Raw genomic sequence first — 26,345 nt, forward strand, 5'->3', positions numbered from 1 at the left:
TCCTTGGTCAGCTGGTCGCCTGGGTAAGTTCGCCGCTGTCGAGCTCAGAGGCCCGTTGCTTGCCTAGCAGGTCCACATAGATTCGTTCCACCGCGTCGGCGAGGCGGGCATAGTCCCGGTTGGCTTTAACCCATGCCGGCCCCTTTGCCCCCATGGCTTCCGCCTTTTCGGGATCGTCGAACAGGCGTGCGACGCCTTCCGCCATGGCCTCGCCCGAATATGCGGTGACGAAGCCGGTGCCGCTGCCGTGGATCACCTCGTTCTGGTCGTAGTGCACAGTACCGACTACCGGACGCCCCATGGCCAGATATTCGACCAGCTTGGTCGGCGTCGCGACCTGCTGGGCAGCGTCCATCATGAACGGTGAAAGACACACATCCGCCCGCTTCACCCAGCCCAGCGCCTCAGCCAAGGGCAGCCGCCCGGTGAAGATCACGCGATCGGACAGACCAAGTTCTTCCAACCGCGCGTTCAGTTTGTCGCGCTCGAAGTCGGGCACCGCGCCAATGAGCACCAGAACGGCATCATGACCCTCGGCGACCAGCTCGGCCAACGCATCGAAGGTCAGATAGGTCAAGATGCTGACGACATTGGCGCACAAATAGGCCATGCACTTCTTGCCGGCCACCCGGGGGTCGTCCACTGGCCGGATTGAGGCAGCGTTGTAGCGCTCGGTCGACACCCCCATGGGTATCGGGGTCATCTTCTCCATCCGTATGCCGCGAAAGCCGACGCGCTCGCGCATCCGCTCTGACTGCACGATGACATGACTGCTGAGCGGCAGCGCCACCTTGTGAAACAGGAAGTTGCCGGTGACTGCATAGGCGATGCGCACCAGCCGAGCGGGCCAGCTCATGGGAATCAGATTTTCGAGGGCATCGCGTAGCCGTCCCTCAAGGACGGGATAGCTCATCCAGAACAGGCATGGCGTTCCGGAGATCTTGCCCGCAAGGCCATACGTTATCGCCCACAGCGGTTGGTCGCGCACTTGGATCAGATCATAGTCGCCTCGCGCTGCCCGCCATGCCAGCTTCAGCCGAAGCCAGTTCTCTGCCACCCTGTAGCGAAGCGAGCCGAGTTTTCCGTTCATTTGGCGATGTGCGACGTAGAACCGCTCGGCACCGCGTTCGTCGACACGCGCCGGACCATCTTCGAATGGGCGCAGGCTCCAGTCGATCTTGAGCCCGCGACCGACCAGATGATTGGAAAACAACTCGACGAGGTCGACGCGGAAGGCTGGGTAATCGTCAGGCGCGACAAACAGCATGCGGACGCCGGCCAGCGCCCCTTGCGATGGGATCTGGCCCGAATTCGTTTCGGATGCCTTTGCGGCCAAGCCTTTCATCGAAACCTCACTCGGAAGGACGGCGCAACAGATACGCCTGCGCTGTCTTCAGACGTTGCCATAAGAACTTGTTTTGGCGCATGCGCGCCTTCACCGCCTGGCCAAGCCGGATCGTTGCGATCATGGCCGACCCGAGAGGCGTGAAGGCAGCGTATGCGTCATCCAATTCGTGGATGATGTCGCACCAGTGCGTCTTGTACTCTTCGTAGCCGACGCCAAGATCGTAAGTGGTGATGCCGCGCTCGCAACACTCCTCGATGTGCTTAAACAGAAGCACGTGGCCGGGGCTCTGGGAGACGAGTTCGTCCTTGGCAAAGGTCATGAAATAGCCGTTCAGGCGGCCACGATATATTCCCGCGGCGCGCACAGCCCGTAACTTGCCGTCGACGGAAAGTTCCGTCATTTCCAGCAGCGGTTCGTCCATGGTCAGAGAGCGCTCAAGTAGTTCGCGGAAGAAATCCAGCACGCCCGGCTCGGCAAAGCTGTTGAGTTTGCCTTGCTCAGTAAGCCTCAGCGCCTTTTGTTCGAAGAAGAAATCGAGGGCGGCGCTGGCCTGCGTAAGGTCCTCCGACGCCCCATAATGCAGGGTGCCCACCTTGGCCATTCGGCGCTCTTTGGTGCGGACTCCACGCCTGCGCCCAGCGCCATTGGTTTTTTCCAACACTGCTTCGAATCCGCCGGCAATGTCGAACGCATAGCCCTCCGTGGCCGATGGGCTTCGGGGCAAGCTGGCGAGCGGCTGGACCACGCCGTCAAGGATTCTGGGCATTCTCACAAGCACTGCGCAATCGGCATCGCTCAGCGCGTGTGCAAGCATCCTTTCGACCTCACTACGCTTCATGGAAGACATAGCCGCGACCGCCTCAGCACTCCAGAGGCCGAAATTGTAGCCGGAATGATTGCCGCCGATCCATTTTGCCACGCGTGCTGGTCCGACCCTTGAAATCGCGAGCGGCAAGATGAAGGCTGGGCGACCGTGAAGCTTGCCCAGCACAATCGCAGGCCAGGCCTTCTCGTGCGGCAAGACGTGTCGGACGTAAGCGTCGACCCAGTCGTAACGCTGGAAGATGGTTCCGTATCCGGTCGCTTCGAGTTGGCGCCATTCGCCCTCGATAGCCGACGGTGTGGTGACCATCTCCACGTCGAATGGAGCAGACTGTGCTGCCGTTGGGCTGGAGATTGAATTCAGCGGCGACGTCATTATTCCATGCTTCCTGAAACCGGTGCTGGATGCAACGGGTCAAGTTGGTTCAATCTTGCGTCCTCACCGAGGAGCAACCGAGGCAGTCATCGCCCGAAATTTGTCAAGACGGCAAACGGATTGCTTCCACACGAGAGTTTGCCTCGAAGACGCGGCACGAAGGTTGCGCGTGCCAGTCTCTGGGAACATCATCGTCGTGCTCTACGCAGACCGCCGCGTAGCACCGGGGAGATGCAGTCGATCACCTCGAGGTGCTCTGAACTGTTGAGTGTGTGGATCTTAGGATAGGTCGACTTGTCCGGCGACAGGATCGGGACTGGAACGGTCAGCCGCACCTTCGTCTCGTCAAGTTCGACGACATCGGCAAGGCCGAGCGCACCACCATATTCGTCGGTACCGTCCTGCAACGGCAACACGATCCGATCGCCCACGCGCACGAAACGTCCCCCGGGCCTGGCAGCAGCCCGATCTATCCTGATCGGATTGGCCGGATGCGGCACCCACGGCCCCTGCAGCGACTTGGCATGGAACACAACAAGCGTATCGGAGGCGCTGCCATAGCCGTCGCGCTGGGTGGCGAACAGCCACAGCCGGTCGCCATGCTCCAGCACGGTAGCGTCATACAACTCGCGTTCGGAAATCAGCACTTCATGCCTTTCCCACCGGTCCGGAAAGGATCCCGCACGATAGAGCACCAGATTGCCGCCCGCTCCGCCCTCGGGCAGCATCCAGATCTCGCCATCATGGCTGAAGACCTGCGGATAGGACAGGTGATAGGGCTCTTCCAGAACGCAACGCGGCACCGTCGCCGTGCCGTCGCCGAACACTTCGGCCATCGAGATCACGGCCTTGTCGCCACCGTGGCGAAAATCTTCCACGAAGATAAAATGCCGCCCCTGCCATTCGAACGGGAACGGATCAGCGTAGAAGCGACTGCCATCGTCAGGCAGGGTGATCCAGGCCTCGCCCGCCAGCAGCCCGGTATCGGCTACCCTCCTGCCCTTGTGAAACCGATAGCTGACATTCCAGCGATGCAGGTTGAAGGCGAGCCTCTTGACCACGCCGGTAACCTGTCGTGGCACCACCGAGAGCATATAGGCACTGACCATTTGGCCACTCGTCGGGCGTTCGCCCTCGGAGGGCCGTCCGACAGACACTCGTCCAGCGGGTTCATCGTTCAGGTAACGCTGGGCCGTATCCACCAGCAGGGTGACCATGCGCGCCAAAACGTCTTCGATCCCACGAACGATCGATAGACGGCTATCCACCATGGGCGCGGCATGGGCAACAGGGTTGACGCCATCAAGCAGGATGTCGACGTCGGGCAGCTGTCCGAGCATCAGCAGCCTGGCTGCGTTGGAAAGCGAGGGGCAGCCGTGGAAACTGGGCGCCAGCACGGGCGAAGCAAATTGCTGATCGCCTCCGCTCAGATCCAGGCGCAATGCAGCATCCGGCCGTGCTGGCGACAAGATCGGGGCCTGCAGCGTGTCGAGCAGGCTGTTCAACCGAACACGAAGCACTGTGCGCTCCATTTGGAGGATATTCTTCAGCGTCGGCGATATTGCGGGCGTATCGACACCTACCAGCGCAACATCGTGGCCGTTTTCCCGAAGGCGGTCAGCTACGACAGCATGCAGGCGGCACACCGCATTTGCGGGCACCAGAACATCAATCGCACTCATTGGAAAACCGTCAACACCGCCTTCTGCCTCTCCCACACAGTAGCGCGCAATTGCTAAGGCCCTTTTAAAGGTGACGGTGGAGACAGACGCAGTTCGCGTGGCGATCCGCGCCTGATGCGAAACAACACATAATTATGGATTCTGCTAAAGGGATTTTCGGGATGAATCAGATAGGGCAATAGCTGCCTTCGCGAATCCTGCAATCTCGTTGAGAGCGCCGCTACCCATTCGTTAAGAGGAAGTTAGCCGCTGTTAATCTAGATTTGCGCCCTTCGGACGGATGGATACCCAAACAGGAGGGTGGTTAGTGCGCGGCCAGACGCAACTGTGTTCATTGCAGCAATCAAGGGGTTTTGCGGCAATGGCCGTCGTCGCCTTCCATCTGACGATAATGCTGACGCTGCCGCGCTATCTGGGTCAAGAAATCTTTGCCGACTTCACCCGGCGCGGCAATCTTGGTGTCGATTTCTTCTTTGTGCTTTCTGGTTTCATCATCGCCTTCGCCCATGGTCGCGATATCGGCCGCCCTGATCGCCTACGCAACTACCTAATGCGCCGCTTCGTGCGGCTGTTCCCGGTTTACTGGGTTTATGTCGGCATCTTCTGCGTATTGGTGGCAATAGGTTTCGGAACAGCTGCCACGCTGCCGGATACGGCCGGCCACTGGATTTCGACCGTATCCCTCATCCGCCTCGACAATTTCGTGTTTCCCATCGCGCCCGCTTGGACCCTCGTCCACGAAATGGCCTTCTATCTCGTCTTCGCCCTTTTCATCGTCAGCAGGCGCTCCGGCATGGCGGCCTTCGCGCTCTGGATGCTTGGCTGCCTGCTGCTGCGCGAATATCCCGACTATGCCGACTGGACGCCGAGAACCACCTATCTCTCGCCGCTCAACCTCAATTTTCTCGTCGGTATACTGGCCTTCTATGGCTGGACGCACGGCAGGCCGATTGTCGTCAAATGCGCGTTCGTTGTTGGTCTTGCGCTGCTGATCGCAATCTATGCGCTCGAAGCGGGGGGTATGCTCTACAGTCGTCTACAGATCGCCTACGCCGTCGCTTTCGGGCTAATCATCGCCGGCGCCGCGGCTCTTGAGTCCGATGGACAATGGCCGTCCAAAGTTCGGCTTCTCAACCTGATCGGCGATGCATCCTATTCGATCTATCTGACCCATATTGCCTTTCTTGGCCTACTGGCCAAGATCATGATGGGGCTGACGGCTCACATGCCGGTACCGCCGAAGCTCTTTTATATATCCGTATTCGTCGGCACGGTTGCCTGTGGCTGCATCCTCCACCTGCTGGTGGAGCGTCCTCTGGTCGAATTCTTCCGAAATCGGCTAGCCGGCAGATCGGAATTTCCCCTCGTCCAGCAAAAGGCGAGCTGAAGGCAAGGCCCCTCTATGGCGTGCGCTACTTCGGCGCCGCCGCTTGTCGCCATCATCGCCCGATGACCTTGGGACCGGTGGCGCAAGCTGCGGTCTGGGCGCCTTGACGAGCCTTGTTAGGGACTAGTCCGCGGGGAGCAATTGGAGGGTCGGATCGCATCTGACGCGACCCAATCGCAAATCCTCGGCTTCAGCAATTCTCTACCGTCCCGTTGCATTACTTGCTTGTTGGGTTGTAGAGCCAACACCCTGACGGGAACGGAGACAGACATGGAATTTCGCAAGGACATTAACGGCCTGCGTGCGGTTGCCGTGCTTCTTGTGCTGCTGTTCCATTTTGGTGCGCCCGGTTTCGATGCCGGCTTCATCGGCGTCGATATCTTCTTCGTCATCTCCGGTTTCTTGATGACTGGGATCATCGCGTCGGGACTGGAAAAGCGCAGCTTCTCCATTCTCGGCTTCTACCGGGCGCGGCTCGTCCGGCTCTACCCCGCCCTTCTTGCGTTGGTCGCCGCCACGCTGTTTTTTGGACTGGTCTTTGTCGAGCCCGGCGCTCTTGAGGGCATCGCGCGCGACGGCATCTCGGCGCTGCTCTTCTTTTCAAACATCGTGTTCTGGAAAGAAGCCGGCTATTTCGGGGCTCCGGCCGACACCATGTGGTTCTTGCACACTTGGTCGCTTTCAGTCGAATGGCAGTTCTACCTAATCTATCCGATCGTCCTGGCTGTCGCCTTCCCGCTGCTTCCACACCGCACCGCCCGGTACGGCCTGCTGCTGGTGGGTTTCATCCTATCGCTGGCGCTTTCGGTCGTGGCGGGCACGGTCTTCGCCAACGGGCAGATTGTGTCGGCAGGCTTTTATATGCTGCCTCCAAGGGCGTGGGAGATGTTGGCCGGAGGCCTCGTCGCCCTGTGGCCACGGCGGGCGGCTTGGTGGGCGCCACGCGCGGCTGGAATCTTGGAGATCGCTGGCGTCGCCATAATCCTTTCGGGCCTGTTCCTGTTCTCCGAGGAAACCCCTTGGCCCTCATATGCGGCACTTCTGCCTGTTGCGGGGACCATGCTGGTTCTGGCCGCCCGTACGCCGCGCTCGGTCCTCGCGTTTGCGCCCTTCCAGTGGGTCGGGACGTGGTCGTACTCGATCTATCTCTGGCACTGGCCGCTGGTCGCGGCGATCGCCTATTTTGGCGTGTCGGCGGCAGCGGTCGCCCCGACCGCCTTCGCACTTTCGCTCCTTGCCGGCTGGGCGTCCTACAGTTTTGTCGAGCAGCCTTGCCGTACCTTGCTGAAGGGAACTGCAGGCCCAAGCCGTCGTGCCCGTGTCGGTTTGGTGGCCGTGTTGGCTTGCCCCGCGCTGGCGGTGTCCGCTGCCTGCGCAGTCATCATGATCGAACACGGCCTTCCGCAACGAAACGAAGCGGTAGCGGCTATCTACGAGGACAGCCTCGCCGCTACTGCCGACTACCGCTTTCCCTTGAACCGTTGCGGCGGAACCACAACCTTCGGAACGGCACTGAGGCCTTGCACGGTAGGCAGCGCATCGGAACACGAGGACGTGCTGGTGATTGGCGATTCGTTCGCCCAGATGTGGTATGCGCGCGTCGCCGAACTCGAGCCGAAGCTCACCGACCATGCCGTGGTCTTCATCACCATGGGAGGCTGTCCGCCCATCGCCGGACTGGAGAGGAAACAGCCCGGCTTCGGCTGCGCTTCCTTCCACCAACGAGAGATGGAACAGGCGCGCAGTGACCGCTACCGAACAGTCATCTTGGCGGGAATGTGGACCTCTTACTTTACGAAGGACAGAGCGAACTCGATGATCTGCGGCAAGGATGGGCACTGCCTTTCGACTGGCACCGAACCCGGCCTGAAGGCTGCGCTCGACAGCCTTGCCAGCGAGATCGAGGAATTGCGCGCACTCGGCAAGACCGTTGTGGTGCTGACGACCGGCCCGTATCCGGGCTTCAACGTTCCCGCCGAACTGCGCCGGCGCGTTTTCGCAGGGAATGCCCTTGCTGCCGACTGGACCTTTGATTTCGCGGCGATCATGGCCCAATCTCAACCCATTGATAAGGGTCTGGAGATGCTGGCCGGCCGTGGAGCAAGTGTTATCGACCTTGCGCGACTGCTTTGCCAAGGCACGACCTGTTCGGCTGCACGCGACGGCGTTTCCCTCTACAAGGACGCCTCGCATCTGCGCTCGAACTATACTGCTGCCGTTGGCAATTTCCTCGACCCGTTCATCCGCTAGGAGCGGCCCGAGTCCGGACTGGCGGAGGTAAATCGCAAAACGACCTCCGTGGGCGATGGTGCAACACTTTAGGTTCTTACTATCCGGCGTATATCCCGCAACCGGTTCCCATTTTCCGAGATGCGTCGGGGTCGGCTCGGTACTTATCATCAACCATGTTGATGCCCATCTCGCTGCTCTTGCCGCTCGCCTGCGACGGATGCGTCACGTCGGGCGACCAGTGCGGCTGTCGTTGTCGGGGGGACGCCGCCTGCGCCTGCAAGCGGCGTTCCGCTGCCGGTGCGGGGTAGCACGTCATTGGCCGGATCCGGCCGCATGGCTGGCAAGTCGTCCGTTTTCGCCCTTGTGACCAGAGCCAAGATCAACACCGTTGGAATGGTGAGCATGGTGGTCTTGCCGCTGATGCCGACGGTGGTGGAAATAATCAGGAAGACAAAGAGCAGCGGCAGGATGGCGCCTCGCCCGCTCGCGCGCAGCATGTCGACGAACCAGCCTGCGACGCCGAACCACAACACCGTCGACATGACGATGCCATAGCGCACGAGATGGCCGACCCAGGAATTTTCAATGCCCTCGGTCAAGCCGTTCCATCGCACATTTGTCTCAAGGCCCAGTTTGGTCTGCCCGACCAGGAACTCGCGTAAGCCGAGGCCGCGAAACAGGCTGAACAACTGAATGCGGCTCTGAGCGCTGCTTTTGTCATTCAGGAAGCGATTGAGGAAATTGTCGAACAGCCCCATCTGGAACATCGCCGTCACCGCGACGACGCCGAGCGGGGCAAGCACCAGAACCGCCAGCAGCATCCGGACACTGACGGCCCGGCCACAAAGAAAGCGCAGCACATTCAGACCCATGACCACCGCCGCCACTGCATAGACGACCGTGAAAGAGGTCCGCGAACCGATGAACGGCATGGTCACCATGCAAACCAGTAGGATCGGCAGCCGCCAGCGTTGGCTCAGCCCGCGCACGTCGCGAACGGTGATCAGGATGACGGCATAAACACCGGTGATGAGGGCTCCGATCAGCGGGTGGCCAAAAAGTGCGGTCGCCCGAAACTCCCACGTCTGTTCGCGGTCGCCAAGAACGAAGGGGAACAGGCGCCAACCGGACAATCCTTCGACGATCGCCAGGAAGCAGTTGAGCACCATGATGATATGCACCGCACGGGCGATGCTCAGCCGCGTGCGCTCGCCGGCATCCGCAAACAGCATAAAGATCAGCGCCGCGGCCATCAGCGTATCGATGAGAAAGGAAGCGGGCTGATCGGCCTTGTAGCGGGAGATGAACACCCAAAGCAGGATGCAGGCGGCAAGCAGAAAGACCGAGCCCATGCACCGAAAGAGAAGATCGATCAGATAGCCGACCGGATTGCGATTGGCGATCACAGCAAGGCCAAGCGCCAAAGAAAACAAATAGGTGGCTGGATGGATCTTGGAGACGACCGAGCCTCCGACTGAATTGTAGGGGATCCCGAAGAATTCCAGGGCAAAATTGGACAACGACAGCAGCGCCACCACGCCGGCCAAGAGCAACAGATCGACGATGCCGCGGCCCGTTCTGGGCGGCAGGCTCGAGATGCCGGCTGCCGCCGGCCTCTCGTCAATCCCCGATCTCGCCGCCATCGTCATCCCACGCACAAGCCATCGCCCCTGGCCAACCCTAACTCATTGATCTTTCCAATGAATGAAGCGCGCGGTAATCGTCGACTCACACATTCCTGCTAGACAAATCACGGGAGCGTTCCATTGGCGGGGACGAGACCTGATGACTAGCTTGGCTCGTGTTCCAATTCGCGGCTCAGGATCCAATAGATTCCCTGCAGATAAGCTTGTCTGTTAGTTGATTGCGCAGCGCCAGCTTGAAACAAAAAGTCATCGTTTAGGAGAACAATGTGGAGAAGCTTTATTCCGTCCAGTACCTCCGCGCCTGTGCCGCAATATTGGTTCTGGTAACGCACGCGTTTTCCTATCAGATCGGCGACGGTAACCCATTCGTTGGACTCTCAGGTCGTTCTGGCGTCATATTGTTCTTCGTCATCAGCGGCTTCATAATGGTCTATATTTCCGGCGCTGCGTCTTTTTCGGCCTCCACTTTTCTCAAGCGCAGAGCCATTCGCATCGTGCCGCTCTACTGGCTGTTTACAAGCTTCGCCGCTTTGTTGGCGGCTCTGGCGCCGAGCCTGTTCAAGAATACTGTTTTCACCTGGCCGCACTTCCTTCAGTCGCTTCTGTTCATCGTCCACGAAGCGCCTGAAACTGGCAGCGCGAGCCCGCTTCTTTCACTCGGCTGGACGCTCAACAGCGAAGCATATTTCTATGTCGTCTTCGCGATACTTGCTTTCCTGTCCGCAACCTCTCGCCTGGTTCTCCTTACCGCATTCTTCGTCGCAACATGGCTGGCAGGACTGCTGATCGCACCCACCGACCCCGTCCTCCAGTTTTATCTAAGCACCTCGCCGCTGGCCTTCGCTGCCGGCACATGGATTGGCTGGCTCTCTTTGAACGGCGACTTTACAGCTGACAGATGGCACATCTGGGCGCTCGGACTTGTTGCGGCTTCAGGCGCCGCGCTCGCGCTCGCACTTGTATACAATAATACGGGCTTGATTAGCCAGATCCGCTTCGGCGGCCAGGTCGCCTGGGCCGCCGCTCTGCTTCTGCTTGGCCTGGTGCTGGAAACGAAACTCAAGCGCTGGAGCCTGCTCGAACAGCTCGGCGACGCATCCTACGCCGTCTACCTGTCACATATCTTCGTGATCGGCGCCGTGACTTATTTGGCCAAGCGCATTATTGGCACGGGTGGAGCAATGACAGTCATGCTGATTGCTGCGGTCAGTATCGTGGCGGCCTGCGTAGCCGGCATAATAATCCACAAGATGATCGAAAAGCCTTTACTTCGCGCACTGAATGGCAAGCGAAAGGCAGTCGGGACAACATTCGCCGGAGCTGTCGCGGGCGCCGCCGAAAGAACCTAACTCGCCGTTGGGTCGCGAGATGAATGTGGTTGGCTAGAGCTGAGCGTTGGTGGTGCAGCCTACCTGGTCAGGCAGGCTGTGGCAGCGACACGGACCGTGTTCGGCCGATCGCAAACCGTGTGAAGCCGATATAGACCAGGGTCTGCAAGCCCCAGGCGATAGCACGCGCAATGATCATGCCGTAGGCGCCGTGATCCTGCAGAAACCAGGTGCCGATGATGAAGGTCGCCGCCCAACCGGCGGTGATCGAAAGCCCGGTCCACATATAGCCTGACGATACCGGCACCTGTCCCAACGGCAGGGCTCCCGCAATCATGGCCGAGGCGAACACGACGATCATGAAGATCGGCCAGTGCTGCGCGGGATCGAGTTTAAACAGGAGCAGGAACCAGTCGCCGAATAACATCATGACCACGACGAATCCGATGGCGATGACGATGTTGGTACCGATGCCCATGCCGAGCACGTTGAGCACTCGACGGCGGTTGTGTTCACCGAATCCGGTTGACAGCATCGGAATTGTCACCTGCACCACGATCTGCGGTGCGAACAGAAGCAGGGTCTCGAGCTGCATGGCGATGAAGTAGAGGCCGACCTGCTGAAGGCCGTCAGGGTTGCCGACCACGATCGTCGTGCAGATCCAGCTCACCGGCTCGTAAAGAAGGCTCGCCAGTAGCGCAGGTATGGCGTAGCGCGTTATCATCGGCCATTGCGACAGCGCTCCGCGAAACGCGAGCGGAATGCCGCGCGCCTTCAATGTGCGAAGCATAGCCGGGGCAGTGATCAGGCTGCCCGCGAGATAGGCGCAGCCTAGCGCCGCAAAGCTGCCCGTCAGGCCGTGGAAATAGAGCCCGATCGGCACCGACGCGATCATCAGGCCACCCATGATCATGTTGAGTCGCGCAATGGTTTTGAATTGCTGCAGGCCGTTAAGAATGGCGACCTGCACGTTGTTCAGCGCGCTGACAACAACGATCGGCGAGATGACCTTGAGATAGAACGCCAGTTCCGGCTGCTTCAGGAGCCGGCCGGCGATCGCGTCGGAGAAAAGGAAGATTGCCAAGGCGATAAGAGCGCTGGCACCCGCCACTAGAAGCAGGGCCATGCCTGCCAGGCGCCCCGCAGTGCCCGGATCGGTCGCAGCGTATGCGGCAATGTTGCGCGTGGCCATGAGGTTGACGCCGGTGGAGGCGAGGAAGGTGGCCGAGACCAGAGTGCTGTAGGTGACACCGAACCTACCGACGGATTCGATGCCGAACCAGTGCGAGATCAGGATGGTCGTGATCATCGGCGTCAGCCGGACGGCCACAGTGCCGAGGATTGACCAAATCAGCCCGAGGCTAAAGACGCGAAGGTCAGCCGATTGGGAGATCCTTGTCCTGAGGGACCGCATCAATTCTCGCTCCTGCTGGTAGGGTCGTTCCGGTGACTGCTTAGCAGTTATGTGTGAGTCGACGATTACCGGGCGTTTCATTCATTGGAAAGATCAATGAGTTAGGATTGGCCCCAGGGGCGATAGCTTGTGCGTGGAATGACGATGGTGGCAAGATCGGGGATTGACGAAGGGCCCGCGGCAGCCAGCATCCCGAACTTGCCGTACAGGCCGGACCGCAGCATCGTCGACCTGTTGCTCCTGGCTGGCGTGGTGGCGCTGCTGTCGTTGTCCAACTTTGCCCTGGAATTCTTCGGACTCCCTTACAATTCCATCGGAGGCTCGATCGTCTCCAAGATTCATCCGGCCACTTACCTGTTTTCGTTGGCGCTTGGCCTTGCCGTGATCGCCAACCGCAATCCGGTCGGCTATCTGATCAATCTACTCTTTCGGTCATTGGGCTCGGTCTTTCTGCTTGCCGCCTGCATCCTGCTTTGGGTGTTTATCTCCCGCTACAAGAACGACCAGCCCGCTTCCTTTCTGATCGATACGCTGATGGCCGCGGCGCTGATCGTTATGCTGTTCGCGGATGCCGGCGAGCGCACGCGGCTGAGCATCGCCCGCGCGGTGCACATCATCATGGTGCTCAACTGCTTCCTGGCGATCGTCGAAGGATTGTCCGGTTGGCGCCTGTTCCCCTTCGTTCTTAACGGCCTCCAACAGACATGGGAATATCGGGCCACGGCGCTTTTCGGCCATCCGCTGATCGGAGCCCTGATCACCGGTGTCTATGCCGTCATCCTGATTACCGTTCGCGACGTGCGGGGGCTGAGCCAACGCTGGCGGCTGCCGATCCTGCTACTTTGCATGGTGACCATGCCGTTTATCGGTTCGCGGACCTCTTTCACGGTCGTCTATGCAGTGGCGGCGGCGGTCATGGGTCTGAAGGCGCTGCGCTTTCTACGCGGCGGGGCAGTCAGTGTCCGGATGCTGCTGGCGGTTCTGGTGCTTGCCCCGCTCGGCGTCGTCGCGGTGACGGCGATGTTCCAGATGGGGCTGTTCGACAATTTTCTCAATCGTTTCATACACGATAAAAGCAGCGCTCAGAGCCGCATTCAGTTGTTCAGCCTGTTCCGCGACTTCGGCTTGCGCGAATTCCTGGTCGGGCAGACCAGCCTCGTCCTTGACACAAATGTGCGATGGAACGGCTTGACCGAAGGTATCGAGAATTCCTGGGTCGGCCACCTCGTGAGCTATGGCATCGTCATGTCGGCGGTGCTGTGGTTCGGCATCGCAGGCTGGTTCGTCGACATGCTGCGCGCCGGCGGGCGAGGCGCCATCCTGCCGCTGCTCTTTGTCTTCCTGATTATTTCCACCACCGTCGGCATCAGCGGCAAGACCACCATGCTCACCATCCCGACGGTGCTAATCCTCGCTCTGGTCGCTGGGGAGGGGGCGGATGGCTTGCCCGCCATGCGGCCGGATTCGACCAATGACGTGCTGTCCCGCATCGGTCGCGGACCGCCGCCTATAGTTGCGGGCGGCGCCCGTCTTCCGACCATCAAAGAAGCGCGCCTGAACGGTGATCAGCCGCAGGTCAGGCCCCCAGGTTTCGCCACTACGCCGGTGACAGGCGAGGCCTGAATCGCTCAGGAATATGCAACAATGGATTTGCTTGCAGCCGAAATGGACTCCGTTCGCCAATGCCGCTGACACGCCGTCAATTCCTTTCTGCCTCTGCTGCAGCGCTCATGACGCCACCTGCGCACGCAGGCGCAGCTCCTAGATCCAACCCCGGCTTCCGCCGCGGCGGGGCCGTGCACTCGATGATGAACTGGGGCGCACTCCAAGACGGCGATCCCGGACGTTACTTGCCGCGTCCATTCGAGACGCCGCGGAATGCCTTTCCCGCCGCGCTGATACAGGATTTCGCCCACTCCGGGTTCGATTTCATCCGCCTCACTCTGGACGTCGGTCCGTTCATGCAGTTGCAAGGTGCAGATAGGGAAGCGCTGGAACAAAAGCTCATCGACAATATCCGTCTGTTTCACGATCTCGGGCTCGCCGTCATCGTGGACGTCCATCCGGTGGAGCAGGTGCCCGCCTATTCACCCCAATCAATCCTCGACGATCTGGAAGGGCCACTCTTTGCCGACTACACCGCGATGATCGGCCGACTGGCCACTCTGTTGGCCGCTGTCCAGTCGGGGAACGTAGCTCTGGAACTCATGAATGAGCCGGTTATCCGCGAGGCAAGTCACCGCACGCAGGTCAAGGTGTGGGGCGCGGCTCAACTCGTCCTGCATGACGCAGCGCGGCGGGCTGCAGCCGATCTGCCGCTTCTGCTGACGGGGGCGAATTACGGCGGCATAAGCGGACTCACGGATCTCGACCCGTCACCCTTCATCGACAGCAACACGCTGTTTTCGTTTCACTACTATCTGCCGATCAGTTTCACCCATCAGGGGGTCGACTTCGGAACCGCCGACGCTCCCGCCTCACCCTATGTCGTCGACCTTCCCTATCCGTATGACGCTGTTCCGGCGCAAGAGATCGCAGCGGCGATAGAAGGGCGCATCGCCGCCGATACCGCGCTTGACGTAACGGGCAAGGAAGCCACGCGGAACCATGCCCAGCAAATCCTGCAAAGCTTCCTGTCCGGCGCTTGGAACCGCGAACGTATCGAAAACGACTTTGCCGAGGTCGGAGCCTGGGCAGACCGTAATGGCGTGGCGAGGCACCGAATCGTGATGGGCGAGTGCGGTGTGACGCGGCGCGCTGCCGGGTTCACCGGAGCCAATGACATCTATCGCAAGCGCTGGCTGTCCGACGTAACGCATCTGGCGCAGGCAGGCGGCTTCGGCTGGGCTTTGTGGGGGATCGAGAGCCGCGAAATGGGCATCTACAGGGTCGATGATAAAGACCGGGTCGACAGTGACGTTGTCGCGGCGTTGGCTATGTCTGATTAGATTATCTCGTAAAAGCAGCGCCAGATGGTGGTCGCCCATTTTCCGGGCGCAACATGCCCGTTCGCCTAATTGCACCGAGACCACTTGCGTCGGCGAAACCGCGTCGCTGAGACGAGCCGCAACTTCCAGCAGATCCCGTGGGCCAGAATCGCAATCACAACACCTTTCGAAGATCATTCGAAAGAAGCCGCATCTTTCAGTGCCGGCCTCCAATCCAGTCAATATCTTGAATAACGAAACAATTTCAGCGGACTCTCATTCACTTCAGTCAAAAATGAACTGAACAATATTTCATTGGTGAAAGTGTTATAGCGAAAAACCTAATTTATGATCTCGACGATCCAACTCGGAGCCGGATAATTTTCCCAGCCATTCACAAAATATTATGAGTCATTAAACATCTATTTCAACATGCGCCGGCCATCGTCACGGACAACGGGATTTTCAAATATGTCGGGGAGTTTGGGCATGAGGGATTCGAATCTCAGACAAATCTGGGCTCAACCGCCGCCACCGGCGACGACGCGATTTATTGAGCAGCCAAATCCTTTCTTCGAGTCGTGGGTTCTGGACAGCGCGCGTCGCAATCTTTTGGGCGCACACGACCGTTTCCTGATCGCTGGTGACGCCCAGCAGATCGCCCTGCCGTTGAAGCTCAAGCGGTATGTGCCCGGGTGGTTGCCAACCGTCGCGCGCATATGGGGCCACGACCACTGTTTTGATACGACGCCGCTGGCGAAAGACGTGTGTCGTGAGGGCCTGAGAAGGCTGTTTGCCTCGTTGGCAGCGCGCGGCATCGACATCTTACGATGGCCTCGTTTGCCAATGGACACCGCCTTCGCGGCGACTCTCCTCGACTTTGTGGAAAACTCGGGCCTCGCACACGAGAGGACGAAGAGCTACCAGCGTCCGCTTCTCATTTGCGATGCTAGCGATCCAGATACTTTTCTCGAGCGCCAGGTCAGCAAGAAGCGTCTCGCAGAGTTGCGGCGATGCCGGCGACGGTTGTGCGAACTGGGCAAGGTTGAATTCCTGACTTATGAGGGTGTGCATGACGCAGCGCAGTGGTGCCGGGACTTCATCGAACTGGAGGCCTCGGGTTGGAAGGGCCCATCGGGCACCGGCACCGCGATCGGATGCTCCGATAGCGAGCGCGCCTTCTTCGAGGCCGCCGCAGCCGAAGGCGCGGCCGCAGGGCGGATCGTTGTCCACAGCCTCACGCTGGACGGCACGCCGGTCGCGATGACCGTCAATTTCCGCTCCGGCACTTGGCTGTGGGCTTATAAGGTCGCCTATCGTGAGGATCTTGCTCACCTGGCGCCCGGCGTGCAGGTGGAACTGGAGGGCACACGCGCATTCCTGAGCGATCCGACGCTCACCCATGTCGATTCCTGCATGGCATCCGAACATGGTGTTGTAGCGCAGCTGTGGCCCGACAGGCGGCCGATGGCCGAGATCCTGATCGCCGTTCATCCAAGGGCCAACCGGGTCGTTCGCGCCGGCGGTTTGCTATGGCGCCAATATCGTGGTCTGAAAAGCGCTGCGAAGGATACAATGCGGAACCAGCGTCGGATGTGGCGACCGCCAGACCGGAGGCGGGCTGCAAAATCCAGCTAGGGCGGTTCAGGTTTTGACGGAAGCGTAGCCGGCGTTTTCGAGATAGTTGCCGCGTTCTTTGATGGTTGTGACCGGGCGCCCCGACGTGGGGCCCCCTGTCTCATCGATGGTTCGCTTCTGAGCGGCGCGTATCCTCTAACTCGGCACTACGCCGTGGTCGCGTTGACTGATGCGCGATAGTAGCGGTCGAACATAGCCTGTCAGCTGTCCACCTGAACGCTCAGACCCACCTTCACCCGGTCCATCGCCACGAAGGTCCGGAAGCGCTTGACGTTGTTGTTGCCAAAAAACAGCCGCCGCGTCAGGGCCTCGTAATCGGCCATGGTCGGGACGACGATGACGAGAATGAAGTCTGCCTCTCCGGTCACGTAATAGCATTGCTGGATTTCGGCGGCGGCCGCGAATTCCCTTTTCGCCATTTCTATCTGGTCGGCCGTTTCGCTGATGACCTCCACCTCGACAAAGATGGTGATGGCCTGGCCGACGGCCACCGGATCGAGGACGGCGACGTTCGCCTGAATGACCCCGTCTTCCTCCATCCGCTTGATCCGCCGCTGCACCGCTGGCGCCGACAGGTTGACGGCCTCACCGATGGTTCGCTGTGGCGTGGTGTTGTCCTTCTGAAGAATGGCGAGGATCTTGCGGTCGAAGGCATCCAATTGCGGCTGAATGGGCTTGCTCAAGCACGACCTCCAATGAAACAAACTTGCAAATGTGGCACCAAATATCAGCGCACTTTTCATCCGCTCTGCAATAAATTTCAGCAGCAAACGAAAAGAGGCGATGATGTTTCTGCTCAACACCACTCCCGACTACCACAAGCCACTCGATCCGAGAGACGCCGAAACGCTCGGCATTGCCGCAGCCGAGGAGGTCGAGCGCCACCTTTCGTTCCGGGACAATCATGCGGCAACGCCTCTGGTGGCACTGCCGCGACTGGCTGCCGAAATCGGCGTCGCAACGATCCACGTCAAGGACGAGGGCCATCGTCTTGGGCTGGGAAGTTTCAAGGCACTCGGCGGCGCCTATGCGGTGATCCGGCTTGTTCTTGAGCAGGCCGAAAAAGAACTCGGCCGCTCCGTCGACGTTGCCGAACTGCATTCGCCAGAGGTCCTTGCTGTCGCGCGCACCATGACGGTCGCCTGCGCCACGGACGGCAATCACGGCCGGTCGGTCGCGCAAGGCGCGCAGCTCGTCGGCGCGCGGGCGGCAATTTTCGTCCATTCCGGGGTCAGCGACGAGCGCGTCGCGGCCATTGCCCGTTTTGGCGCGGACATGATCCGCGTCAAGGGCAACTATGACGATTCGGTTCGCGAGGCCGCCCGAACCGCCGAGGCGAAGGGCTGGACAATTGTCTCGGATACGTCCTGGCCGGGCTACGAACGCATTCCCGGACTGGTGATGCAGGGTTACACGGCCCTCGTACGCGAAGCCTTGCGGAAAATGCCTGAGCCGCCGACGCATGTGTTCATCCAATCCGGCGTCGGTGGAATTGCCGCTGCCGTGGCGGGCCACCTGGCGATCGAGTTTGGCGACAGACGCCCGCTTTTCACGGTCGTCGATCCCGCCCGGTCGGCCTGCATCGTTGAATCCGCGCGCGCGGGGCATCCGGTGACGGTTGCTCATGGCGAGCCGACCGTCATGGCCATGCTCGAATGCTACGAGCCATCGCTTGTTGCCTGGCGTGTTCTCTCCCGCGTCGCCGACGCCTTCATGACCGTCGATGAAGAAGATGCAATCTCGGTCATGAAGCGGCTCGCCAATCCCGTCGATGGCGATCCAACAATCGTCGCCGGTGAAAGCGGCGGCGTCGGACTGGCCGGACTAATGAAGGCCGTCGCCGATCCCGCAATCAAAGCTGCGCTGCGGATTGACGCCAACGCGCGCATCTTCGTGGTCAACACGGAAGGGGCGACCGACCCGGGCAAATACCAGGAGATCGTCGGGCAATCTCCCACTGCGGTGGCGGCGAAGAACAGGGCAGGAGCCGAAGCGTGAGCAACCCTTCGATAGATGCAGCGCGTCTCCTCGATCGCATCAACGCGCTGGGCGCGATCGGACGTGATGCGGAGGGCAGGCTCGTCCGCCTTGCGGCTTCCGATGCGGACAAGCTCGGCCGCGACCGGTTCGTTTCCTGGCTCGAGGATGCTGGCCTGGAAGTTGCCGTCGACCGCATCGGCAATGTGTTCGGCATCTGGCGGCCGGATGGAGCGGGCGACATGCGTCCTCTGATGCTTGGCTCACACATCGATACCGTCATAAACGCCGGCATCTACGACGGGTGCTACGGGGTGCTTTCCGGCCTGGAGGTGATCCAGACCCTGAAGGACGATGGCTTTACGCCCTTGCGCCCCATGGTCGTTGCCGCCTTCACCAATGAGGAGGGCGTGCGCTACGCGCCCGACATGCTGGGATCTCTTGTCTACGTCGGCGGTCTCGACGTCGATGCGGCCCTTGCGACCGGCGGCACGGATGGCACTGTTCTCGGGGACGAACTGCAGCGTATCGATTACGCAGGCGCCCATGAGCCAGGCTTCATGACCCCATATGCCTATATCGAGCTGCATATTGAGCAGGGTCCGGTTCTCGAACGCGAGGGCATTCCGGTAGGTGCGGTGCAGAACCTGCAGGGCATTTCCTGGCAGAAGGTGACGATCGATGGCGATGCCAACCATGCGGGGACCACGCCGATCTCGATGCGCCGGGATGCAGGCTATGCTGCTGCGCGTGTCGTCACTTTCCTGCGCGAACGCGCGAAGGCTTCGAACACGCCGACCGTCGCCACGGTTGGCTGCATGGGCTTCGAGCCGAATGCCATCAATGTCATCCCCTCACGCGCCACTTTCACGATCGATCTGCGCGACCCGGACGACGACCGCCTCAAGGAAGAGGAAGCAGCGCTCGCCGCGTTCCTCGAGAAGATAGCCGCCGAGGAGCAGGTCGACGTGTCGGTCGAGCGGCTGGCCCGCTTCGAGCCGGTGACGTTCGACCATCGGATCGTGGAACTGGTGGAGAAGGCGGCGCGGGATCGCGGTCTGGCGTGCAGGCGGATGACATCAGGAGCCGGCCATGACGCTCAAATGATCGCCCGCATCGCTCCGGCCGCCATGATCTTTGTCCCGAGCGTCGGTGGCATCAGTCATAATCCGAAGGAACACACGGCTGACGAAGACCTAGTCGCCGGAGCCAATATCCTCCTCGACGTCGTTCGCCAGCTTGCGACCAAGGATAGCTGACATGACCATCGACAACGATGCGCTTGTTAAGGAAATGACCACTTGGCGGCGCGACCTGCACGCCCATCCCGAACTTGGCTTCGAGGAGGAACGGACGTCGGCTTTGGTGGCAAAGAAGCTGCGGGAGTTCGGGCTCGACGAAGTCGTCGAAGGTGTCGGCGGAACGGGTGTCGTCGGAACATTGAGACGCGGGAGCGGCAATCGCGCCATCGCGCTTCGGGCCGACATGGATGCGCTGAGGATCACCGAACAGGGTGACAGAGCCTATCGATCGCAGTCTCCGGGTGTCATGCATGCGTGCGGCCATGACGGCCATACGGCGATGCTGCTCGGTGCGGCCAAGACCCTGGCCGAAGAAGGCGGCTTTGATGGCACCGTCCGGTTCATTTTCCAGCCAGCCGAGGAATGGGGCAAAGGGGCGCTGGCCATGCTCGACGATGGCCTGATGCAGCGATTTCCCTTCGATGAAATCTACGGCATCCACAATATGCCCGGTCTACCGATCGGGCATTTCGAGACCCGTCCTGGGCCGATCATGTCGGCAGAGGACAATTTCGAGATCGTCCTGAAAGGCGTTGGCGGCCATGCCGCCCGCCCCCACGCGGGTAACGAGGTTCTGGTCGCGGCTTGCGCCCTGGTGACCAACCTCCAGACCATCGTGTCGCGGCGGCTCAGTCCCGCCGACATCGGTGTGGTCTCGGTCACGGAGCTCATTACCGACGGTACGCGCAACGCGCTGCCAGGGTTGGCCCGCATTCTCGGCGACGCCCGCAGCTTTCGCCCGCAGGTCAGTGCGGAAATCGAAAAGCAGATGCGCATCATCGCGGAAGGGACGGCAATAACCCACAATGTCACGGCCGAGGTCAATTACACACGAGAATTCGTGCCGCTGGTCAACGACGCCATGCTCGTCGACGAGGCCTTCGCTGCAGCGGGCGATATTTTCACCGCTGAGGCCGTCGCAGTCGCGGCGGAGCCGATGACCGGTTCAGAGGATTTTGCCCGTTTTCTTACTCATGTCCCCGGCTGTTTCGTGTTTCTCGGCAATGGCGTGGACTCCGCGCCCTTGCACAACCCCATCTATGATTTCAACGACGCCGGACTCATTCAGGGGGCGAACTTCCATGTCGGCATCATCCGCCGACGGCTGAGCGCGAGGTGAAACTACAGAAACAGGTCAGCCAACGCCGCTCTCTCGCGATGTCTGGCAGTGGTTGGGCGTCAAAAGCGAGTAGCGCTGCTGCATGATTTCCTGCCCGCGTGAACGGGAAACTGCGCGAACGCTGTCGAGCGGGCGAAACCCCAGCTTGCGGAGTACCTTGCCCGACGCTGGGTTGTCGGCCGCATGGCCGGAGCGAAGTTTTGACAGGCCGATCCTGCTGAACGCAAATTGCACCACGGCCTGCGCCGCCTCCAACGCATAGCCTCGCCCCCAACTGGCCCGTTCGAACCAGTAGCCAAGCTCGCCTTCCCGCCCGGAGATTCCATCGACGTCGACTATGCCAATGAGCCTGTCCTGCAGTTCGACGGCGAACCGATAGGCTTCGCCCGCCATCCATTCACGCTCATGGTCGGCGAACCAGTGACTGATTTCCGCTCCATCAGGAGGGAATGAGACCATGCGCAGCATTCGCGTCACTTCCCAGTCCGACTGGATTTCGAAGGCGCGCTCCGCATCGGAAACGTTGGTCGGGCGCAGAACGAGGCGCTCAGTGGCAATCCGGCAGGGAGGGATAGGACTGGCGTTCATGCGCCCTAGCCTGCCAATAGCTTTGATTGTTGGTCAACGGTATCGCAGTCCAAGGCCGGGTACATTCTATGGCGAGGTGGTCGCTTTCTTTGCCAGCGCACCCAGTGCGGCGCTCAGGGCTTCGATCGTGGGTTGAACCTGTTGATCCGCCCCGTGTCGTTTGGCGAGCCAGGCCGGATCGTTGTAGGAAAGCCAGGTGTCACCGGAGGCGTCCTGCCAGACCAGCGCCTTCAGCGGCAGGTCTATTCCGATCGTTTGAACCGACTGCATCAACGGTGTGCCGGCTTTGGCATTTCCAAAGATGATGAGATCGGTTGGCCGCAGCTCAAGCCCTGCCTCGGCGGCGCCTGCCGCATGATCGACATGCGCAAAGACCGTCATGCCCTTTGCCTTGATCTCGGCTTCTAGCCGGCTCATGGTTTCTTTCGGTCCAAAATTGCTGCGTACCGTGATCAATCCGTCCGTTGCCATTGCCTGCGCTCCCAAAAACCAGGTCACGGCGACAAAGATGAGCGCTCTGCTCAGCACCAGAAATACGCCGCGCCTATCCGATGACCGAATGGACAATGTTCACTCCGCTTGAATTTGCACGGGCTCGCCAGGTTCCGTCGCCGAGCCGCGCACAATGACGAGATAGCGGCGGGGCGCCTCTGCTTCGCCGCGAACAAGCTGGCGGATCGGGCCGATCGCATTCACGATCGCCGACCCCGCGGGATTGGTCATGAAACTGCTCAGCGGCTCGAGCTTGCCCTTACCGTCGGAGTGCTCCGCGAGTGCGAGAACATAGGGACGCTTGGGTTCTAGGCCGGTAACGGCAGCTTCCAGAACCTGAACCAGACCCTGATCGAACAATGTCACGCTGGTTGGGGCTTGCGCGGCAGTCGCGGCTTTATCGCCTGTGGGCGTCATGGTGAACTGAGCGGACTGACCGGCTACTCCGAGCGGCTGCAGACCTTCGGTTCCCGCACCTTCTGGTACTGCGTTCGGAACGTAGACGATGGCCTGTGCTGCCTGGCCAATCGGAACGTTCGCGATCACCGTGTTGCTGGCCGTATCGATCACTGCCAGCTTGTCATCGTTCTCCAGACCGACATAGACCCGCGTTCCGTCGCCGGACGGCCAGATGCCGTGCGGGAGCTTGCCCACAGGTACCGTCGCGACCTTGCTGAAATCATCGGTGCGGAACACCTGCACCTCATTTAGCCCGCCGACTGTGACATATGCGAACTGGCCTTGCGCATTGCGCGCGAAATTGACGTGGTTGGAGATCGGGCCGGTATCGAGCGTCTTGAGCAAGGAGAATGGGGGAGACGCGTCGAAGACCTGCGTCTTTCCCGTATCCTTTAGCGTAAACCAGACTTGTTTGCCGTCAGGCGTTGCGGCGATGTTCGGACAGAATGGACTTTCCTGTTTGATGTGTCCGACGATCTTGTGGTCGGCGACGGTGATGGCCACGGTCTCAGGATTGAACGACGAGCAGACGTAGCCGTATTTTCCGTCGGGCGAGAAGATCGTCATCCCAGGTCCGTTGGGAACGGTTATCCGCGTCTTCTCCTGATAAGTCGTTCCATCCAGAACGCTGACATAATTCTCACCGCGGACGGTAACCCATACCTCTTTGCCGTCGGGGGTAAAGAAGGCCTCGTGCGGCGCCCGACCGACATAGGTTACCTGCTTCACGGCATTGGTTGCCGTGTCGATGAAGGTGACGGCATTCGACCCAATCGCAACGACGGCTATGGTGCGATGGTCGGGCGAGAAGCCCATGCCATGCACCAGGAGCTGCCCCTTGTACAACGGGCTGAAATTCGCCGGGGCCGGTTCTCCCAGCCTGATGACGCCAAGCAATTTGTTGTCAGCAGGATCCGTCACTGAAACCGTGTTGGAGAATTGCTCGGCCGCATAGACGCGGTCGTGGTGGCTGACCGGGATATCGGGATCCGCGGCCGCGGCCGGCGCCTGACCTGCCATGACGCAGCGCACCGTCAAAAGTGTTGTTGCGGTCAGCACCAGAGCCATCATCGAAAAGCGCTTCATGTTCCAGCTCCTTGTCCAGTGACAGGGAAAGTTCGAAGCCTGCGTCTGCTAGTTGGATGGCTCGATGCCAGAAAGATCGTCTGGCGATCGCGTGGCTTGGGGCAACGGCTCGCCCAACGCCAGCCGCATCGCCGCGATCTCTTGCTGCTGCGTCACGATGATTTCCTGTGCCATGCGCTTGAGCCGCTCATTGTGGCCGTAGCGTAATTCGGCCTGTGCCATCTCGATCGCGCCCTGATGATGAGGCACCATCATTTCCACGAAGTCATGATCGATGTCGCCGGACGGCCGGACATTCATGCCGGCCATCATCTTCTTCATGGCGCCGGCATTTTCTTGCAGAAACGGCTTCTCTTCAGCTGGAGGCGAAGGCGAGGAAGACGAGCAGATTGCGGCGATATAATCGGCGAGAAATCGTGGTTTTTCGGAGCATCCGACGAGTGCTCCAACGGCAGCGAAAAGAATGAAGGCAAGCCGCGCCTGCCGAAGAAGACGTCCTCGGCTCGAAGTGCGGCCTTTGGCGAAAAGCAGTCCTTGCCTGAACATGCGAATCTCCCGGCCCGACCCGTCGACACGAACAAAATCACTGCGCCCGGATCAGTCTGTACCTTTTGTGCGGGCGAGATAGTCGATGATCGGCGCTATATCGGCGTTGTCGATCGGCGCTTTGTAGGCATTGATCATCTTGTGAACCTCCGCCTCCCAGGTCGCCCTCGGCAGCGCGGGCTGGTTCAACACCATTTCGGTGGAGTGACAGGCGAGACAATTGTTGTTGATCGCGTCGGCGTCGGCTCCGCCGGGAAACTGGCTGTCGCCCGATGGCAGGTCCACGTGAACCGACTTCAATACGGGCAGTTCTTCGGGCCATGTCTGTCCGGGCAACAGGATAGCGCCCATCAGCAGGCCTGTAATCAGAACACGCTTGCCCATCCGCCACTCCTAAGTTGCCGTGACAGACGTCGTTTCAATGACGTTTCGCATGAAGCCCGAACCGTTCCAATTCGGAACGCTCGGCTGCGCGACGTTTTCAGAGTTCGTGCAACGAACCATCAGTGAGTGGACACCCCTCTCAGGGAGGATGAAATCCGTTTCCCACTGCCGGAAGCTATATTTCCCATAGTCCATTCCGAGCTTGGTCGCTTGCCAGGACTTGCCTCCGTCCGCGGAGAAATCGACCTTGGCGACGCCCGTGTCGCCGCCCACCGCAATGCCGCGTACCAGGGTTTTTGCCCCTGCCGGGAATGAGGCGCCGTCTGCCATATTGGTGATGAACGAGCGCGGCACCATCCGGCTGATCGGGACCATCTTCACGCCGGTCTGGCCGGGCTTGATATTGGCGTAGGGCGTGTCCGGAATCGTATAGGCGGTCGTCATCCAGTAATTGTCGTCGGGCCTGTCGAGCACTTCGATGTCGTTCAGCATCTTGACCCAATAAGTGGAATACCAGCCGGGCACGATGAGCCGCAGCGGAAAACCATTCAGCAAGGGCAGTTGTTCGCCATTCATCGTGTAGGCGATCATCACCTCGCCGTTGCGAGCGAGATCGATATCGAGCGATTTCATGAAGTCCGGTGCGTCGGGCACGACCGGCTCGTCGAGCCCGTTGAAACGCACCTGAACGGCGCCCGCCTTGACGCCGGCAAGATCGAGCACGTCCTTGAGGCCCACACCGGTCCATTTGGCATTTCCCATTGCGCCGTTGGCCCATTGCGCCCCGGCCACCCTGGGCTGAAAGAGCCCGCGGGAATTGCCGGAGCATTGGTTGACGGCGTTCAGTTCGACCTGCGGCAGGTCCCGAATGATCTCGGTCAGTGTAAGCGACAGGATCTTGTTGACGTGTCCATGAACCTTAAGCCGAAAGGTTCCGACATCGATCTCGTTTGGGATGTCTGCCCAATGCCAGCGCACATAGAACCGATCGTTGGGCGTGAAGACGCCCTGGTCGAACACTTCAAGCGGGGTTTCCAGAAGCGGAGGGCGAGTCCGTTGCAGTATCAGATCGCGCTTTTGGGGAAACTCACTTGTGATTGGCCGGTCCCGGGGATCACTCGCTAGCGGCAGCCTGACGACTGCTTGTGCCCATGCCGGTGTTGCTGACAAGCTCAGGCCGGCAACACCTGCCTGGACGAGAAACCGACGGCGGGACACAGATACCGCCGCCATTCCTGTGTCGCGGTCAATCATGACTTACCTCGCCATGGCGTTTGTAACGCGATGCTTGCCCGAACGGTTCCGCAGCAAAATTTCGTCTGGTCTGCAACGCAACAAATCACGCCAACTGGCGTTGATACGCCACGCGCGCGGCATGGCCAGTGCGAGAGCGGGCCGTCCGGCCCGTCGATGAGCGCGAACAAGAAAAACGACGACAACTCTGGTGCCGACGTCGACCCAAGAAGGTCAGCAAGACGAGGCTATGGCGACGATTATCGCACCCAGTGAAATGCCGAAATAGACGCCTGCCGCGGCAACCGAGGCGGGCGACGATCTCGGCTGGAATGAAGTTTGGCTACGCGCAGTCACAT

21 protein-coding genes are annotated in these 26,345 nt (G+C 60.2%); 9 read left to right on the top strand and 12 right to left on the bottom strand.

What is annotated here, in order from left to right:
• Nucleotides 1–7: 7 nt before the first annotated feature.
• From M2281_RS22165 to M2281_RS22175, 3 genes are all read right to left on the bottom strand, one after another.
• The gene (locus tag M2281_RS22165) at nt 8–1,345 is read right to left on the bottom strand and encodes a glycosyltransferase (RefSeq protein WP_280823355.1); all 1,338 of its coding nucleotides are present in this window, start codon (nt 1,343–1,345) and stop codon (nt 8–10) included.
• Between the two features lie 7 nt (nt 1,346–1,352).
• Entirely contained in the window at nt 1,353–2,546 is a 1,194-nt protein-coding gene (locus M2281_RS22170; protein ID WP_280823356.1) for a GNAT family N-acetyltransferase, read from the bottom strand.
• Nucleotides 2,547–2,734: 188 nt separating this feature from the next.
• Nucleotides 2,735–4,228, bottom strand: a complete 1,494-nt coding sequence (locus M2281_RS22175; protein ID WP_280823357.1) for a glucosamine inositolphosphorylceramide transferase family protein — start codon at nt 4,226–4,228, stop codon at nt 2,735–2,737.
• A gap of 280 nt (nt 4,229–4,508) precedes the next feature.
• Here M2281_RS22175 and M2281_RS22180 point away from each other — a divergent pair, with 280 nt between their 5' ends.
• Both M2281_RS22180 and M2281_RS22185 read left to right on the top strand, forming a co-directional pair.
• On the top strand, nt 4,509–5,615 hold the full coding sequence (locus tag M2281_RS22180) for an acyltransferase family protein (protein ID WP_280823358.1): 1,107 nt from the start codon (nt 4,509–4,511) through the stop codon (nt 5,613–5,615).
• Between the two features lie 270 nt (nt 5,616–5,885).
• Nucleotides 5,886–7,865 (top strand): acyltransferase family protein, encoded by a 1,980-nt coding sequence (locus M2281_RS22185; RefSeq protein ID WP_280823359.1) that lies wholly within the window; start codon nt 5,886–5,888, stop codon nt 7,863–7,865.
• A gap of 149 nt (nt 7,866–8,014) precedes the next feature.
• Here the strand turns inward: M2281_RS22185 and M2281_RS22190 are convergent, their stop codons facing one another.
• A complete protein-coding gene (locus tag M2281_RS22190) occupies nt 8,015–9,490 on the bottom strand; it encodes a VpsF family polysaccharide biosynthesis protein (protein ID WP_280823360.1) in 1,476 nt (491 codons plus the stop codon).
• A gap of 269 nt (nt 9,491–9,759) precedes the next feature.
• Here M2281_RS22190 and M2281_RS22195 point away from each other — a divergent pair, with 269 nt between their 5' ends.
• Nucleotides 9,760–10,842 carry an acyltransferase family protein gene (locus M2281_RS22195; RefSeq protein ID WP_280823361.1) on the top strand — a complete coding sequence of 361 codons (1,083 nt, stop codon included), beginning with the start codon at nt 9,760–9,762 and terminating at the stop codon, nt 10,840–10,842.
• A gap of 67 nt (nt 10,843–10,909) precedes the next feature.
• Here the strand turns inward: M2281_RS22195 and M2281_RS22200 are convergent, their stop codons facing one another.
• Nucleotides 10,910–12,316 (bottom strand): oligosaccharide flippase family protein, encoded by a 1,407-nt coding sequence (locus tag M2281_RS22200; RefSeq protein WP_342394283.1) that lies wholly within the window; start codon nt 12,314–12,316, stop codon nt 10,910–10,912.
• Nucleotides 12,317–12,379: 63 nt separating this feature from the next.
• Here M2281_RS22200 and M2281_RS22205 point away from each other — a divergent pair, with 63 nt between their 5' ends.
• From M2281_RS22205 to M2281_RS22215, 3 genes are all read left to right on the top strand, one after another.
• Nucleotides 12,380–13,858: a VpsF family polysaccharide biosynthesis protein gene (locus tag M2281_RS22205; RefSeq protein ID WP_280823363.1), complete on the top strand. Its 1,479-nt coding sequence runs from the start codon at nt 12,380–12,382 to the stop codon at nt 13,856–13,858.
• 182 nt (nt 13,859–14,040) lie between these two features.
• Nucleotides 14,041–15,183: a glycoside hydrolase family 5 protein gene (locus M2281_RS22210; protein WP_280823364.1), complete on the top strand. Its 1,143-nt coding sequence runs from the start codon at nt 14,041–14,043 to the stop codon at nt 15,181–15,183.
• A gap of 468 nt (nt 15,184–15,651) precedes the next feature.
• Nucleotides 15,652–16,800 (top strand): GNAT family N-acetyltransferase, encoded by a 1,149-nt coding sequence (locus tag M2281_RS22215; protein ID WP_280823365.1) that lies wholly within the window; start codon nt 15,652–15,654, stop codon nt 16,798–16,800.
• Nucleotides 16,801–17,000: 200 nt separating this feature from the next.
• On the opposite strand, the gene M2281_RS22220 is transcribed toward M2281_RS22215, so the two are convergent.
• Nucleotides 17,001–17,600 carry an Lrp/AsnC family transcriptional regulator gene (locus M2281_RS22220; protein ID WP_425537783.1) on the bottom strand — a complete coding sequence of 200 codons (600 nt, stop codon included), beginning with the start codon at nt 17,598–17,600 and terminating at the stop codon, nt 17,001–17,003.
• Here M2281_RS22220 and M2281_RS22225 point away from each other — a divergent pair.
• From M2281_RS22225 to M2281_RS22235, 3 genes are read left to right on the top strand one after another with little or no spacing between them, the layout of a single operon-like run.
• A complete protein-coding gene (locus tag M2281_RS22225) occupies nt 17,587–18,798 on the top strand; it encodes a diaminopropionate ammonia-lyase (protein ID WP_280823551.1) in 1,212 nt (403 codons plus the stop codon). The two genes, M2281_RS22220 and M2281_RS22225, sit on opposite strands and share 14 nt — an antisense overlap.
• Nucleotides 18,795–20,036: a Zn-dependent hydrolase gene (locus M2281_RS22230; protein WP_280823366.1), complete on the top strand. Its 1,242-nt coding sequence runs from the start codon at nt 18,795–18,797 to the stop codon at nt 20,034–20,036. Before M2281_RS22225 ends, M2281_RS22230 begins: the two co-directional genes overlap by 4 nt.
• 1 nt (nt 20,037) lies before the next feature.
• Nucleotides 20,038–21,198, top strand: a complete 1,161-nt coding sequence (locus M2281_RS22235) for a M20 aminoacylase family protein (RefSeq protein WP_280823367.1) — start codon at nt 20,038–20,040, stop codon at nt 21,196–21,198.
• 15 nt (nt 21,199–21,213) lie between these two features.
• Here M2281_RS22235 and M2281_RS22240 read toward each other — a convergent pair whose 3' ends face one another.
• The 6 genes from M2281_RS22240 to M2281_RS22265 form a co-directional block, all read right to left on the bottom strand.
• A complete protein-coding gene (locus M2281_RS22240) occupies nt 21,214–21,786 on the bottom strand; it encodes a GNAT family N-acetyltransferase (protein WP_280823368.1) in 573 nt (190 codons plus the stop codon).
• Between the two features lie 66 nt (nt 21,787–21,852).
• Nucleotides 21,853–22,257 (bottom strand): DUF302 domain-containing protein, encoded by a 405-nt coding sequence (locus M2281_RS22245; RefSeq protein WP_280823369.1) that lies wholly within the window; start codon nt 22,255–22,257, stop codon nt 21,853–21,855.
• A gap of 99 nt (nt 22,258–22,356) precedes the next feature.
• A complete protein-coding gene (locus M2281_RS22250; protein WP_425537789.1) occupies nt 22,357–23,808 on the bottom strand; it encodes a YncE family protein in 1,452 nt (483 codons plus the stop codon).
• 63 nt (nt 23,809–23,871) lie between these two features.
• Nucleotides 23,872–24,222: a DUF305 domain-containing protein gene (locus M2281_RS22255; protein ID WP_425537790.1), complete on the bottom strand. Its 351-nt coding sequence runs from the start codon at nt 24,220–24,222 to the stop codon at nt 23,872–23,874.
• A 198-nt stretch (nt 24,223–24,420) separates the two neighbouring features.
• The gene (locus tag M2281_RS22260) at nt 24,421–24,753 is read right to left on the bottom strand and encodes a cytochrome c (RefSeq protein ID WP_280823372.1); all 333 of its coding nucleotides are present in this window, start codon (nt 24,751–24,753) and stop codon (nt 24,421–24,423) included.
• A 9-nt stretch (nt 24,754–24,762) separates the two neighbouring features.
• On the bottom strand, nt 24,763–26,007 hold the full coding sequence (locus tag M2281_RS22265) for a molybdopterin-dependent oxidoreductase (protein ID WP_425537784.1): 1,245 nt from the start codon (nt 26,005–26,007) through the stop codon (nt 24,763–24,765).
• Nucleotides 26,008–26,345: the final 338 nt, after the last annotated feature.

The organism is Pseudaminobacter soli (ex Li et al. 2025), assembly GCF_029892515.1.
Classification (GTDB): domain Bacteria; phylum Pseudomonadota; class Alphaproteobacteria; order Rhizobiales; family Rhizobiaceae; genus Pseudaminobacter; species Pseudaminobacter soli_A.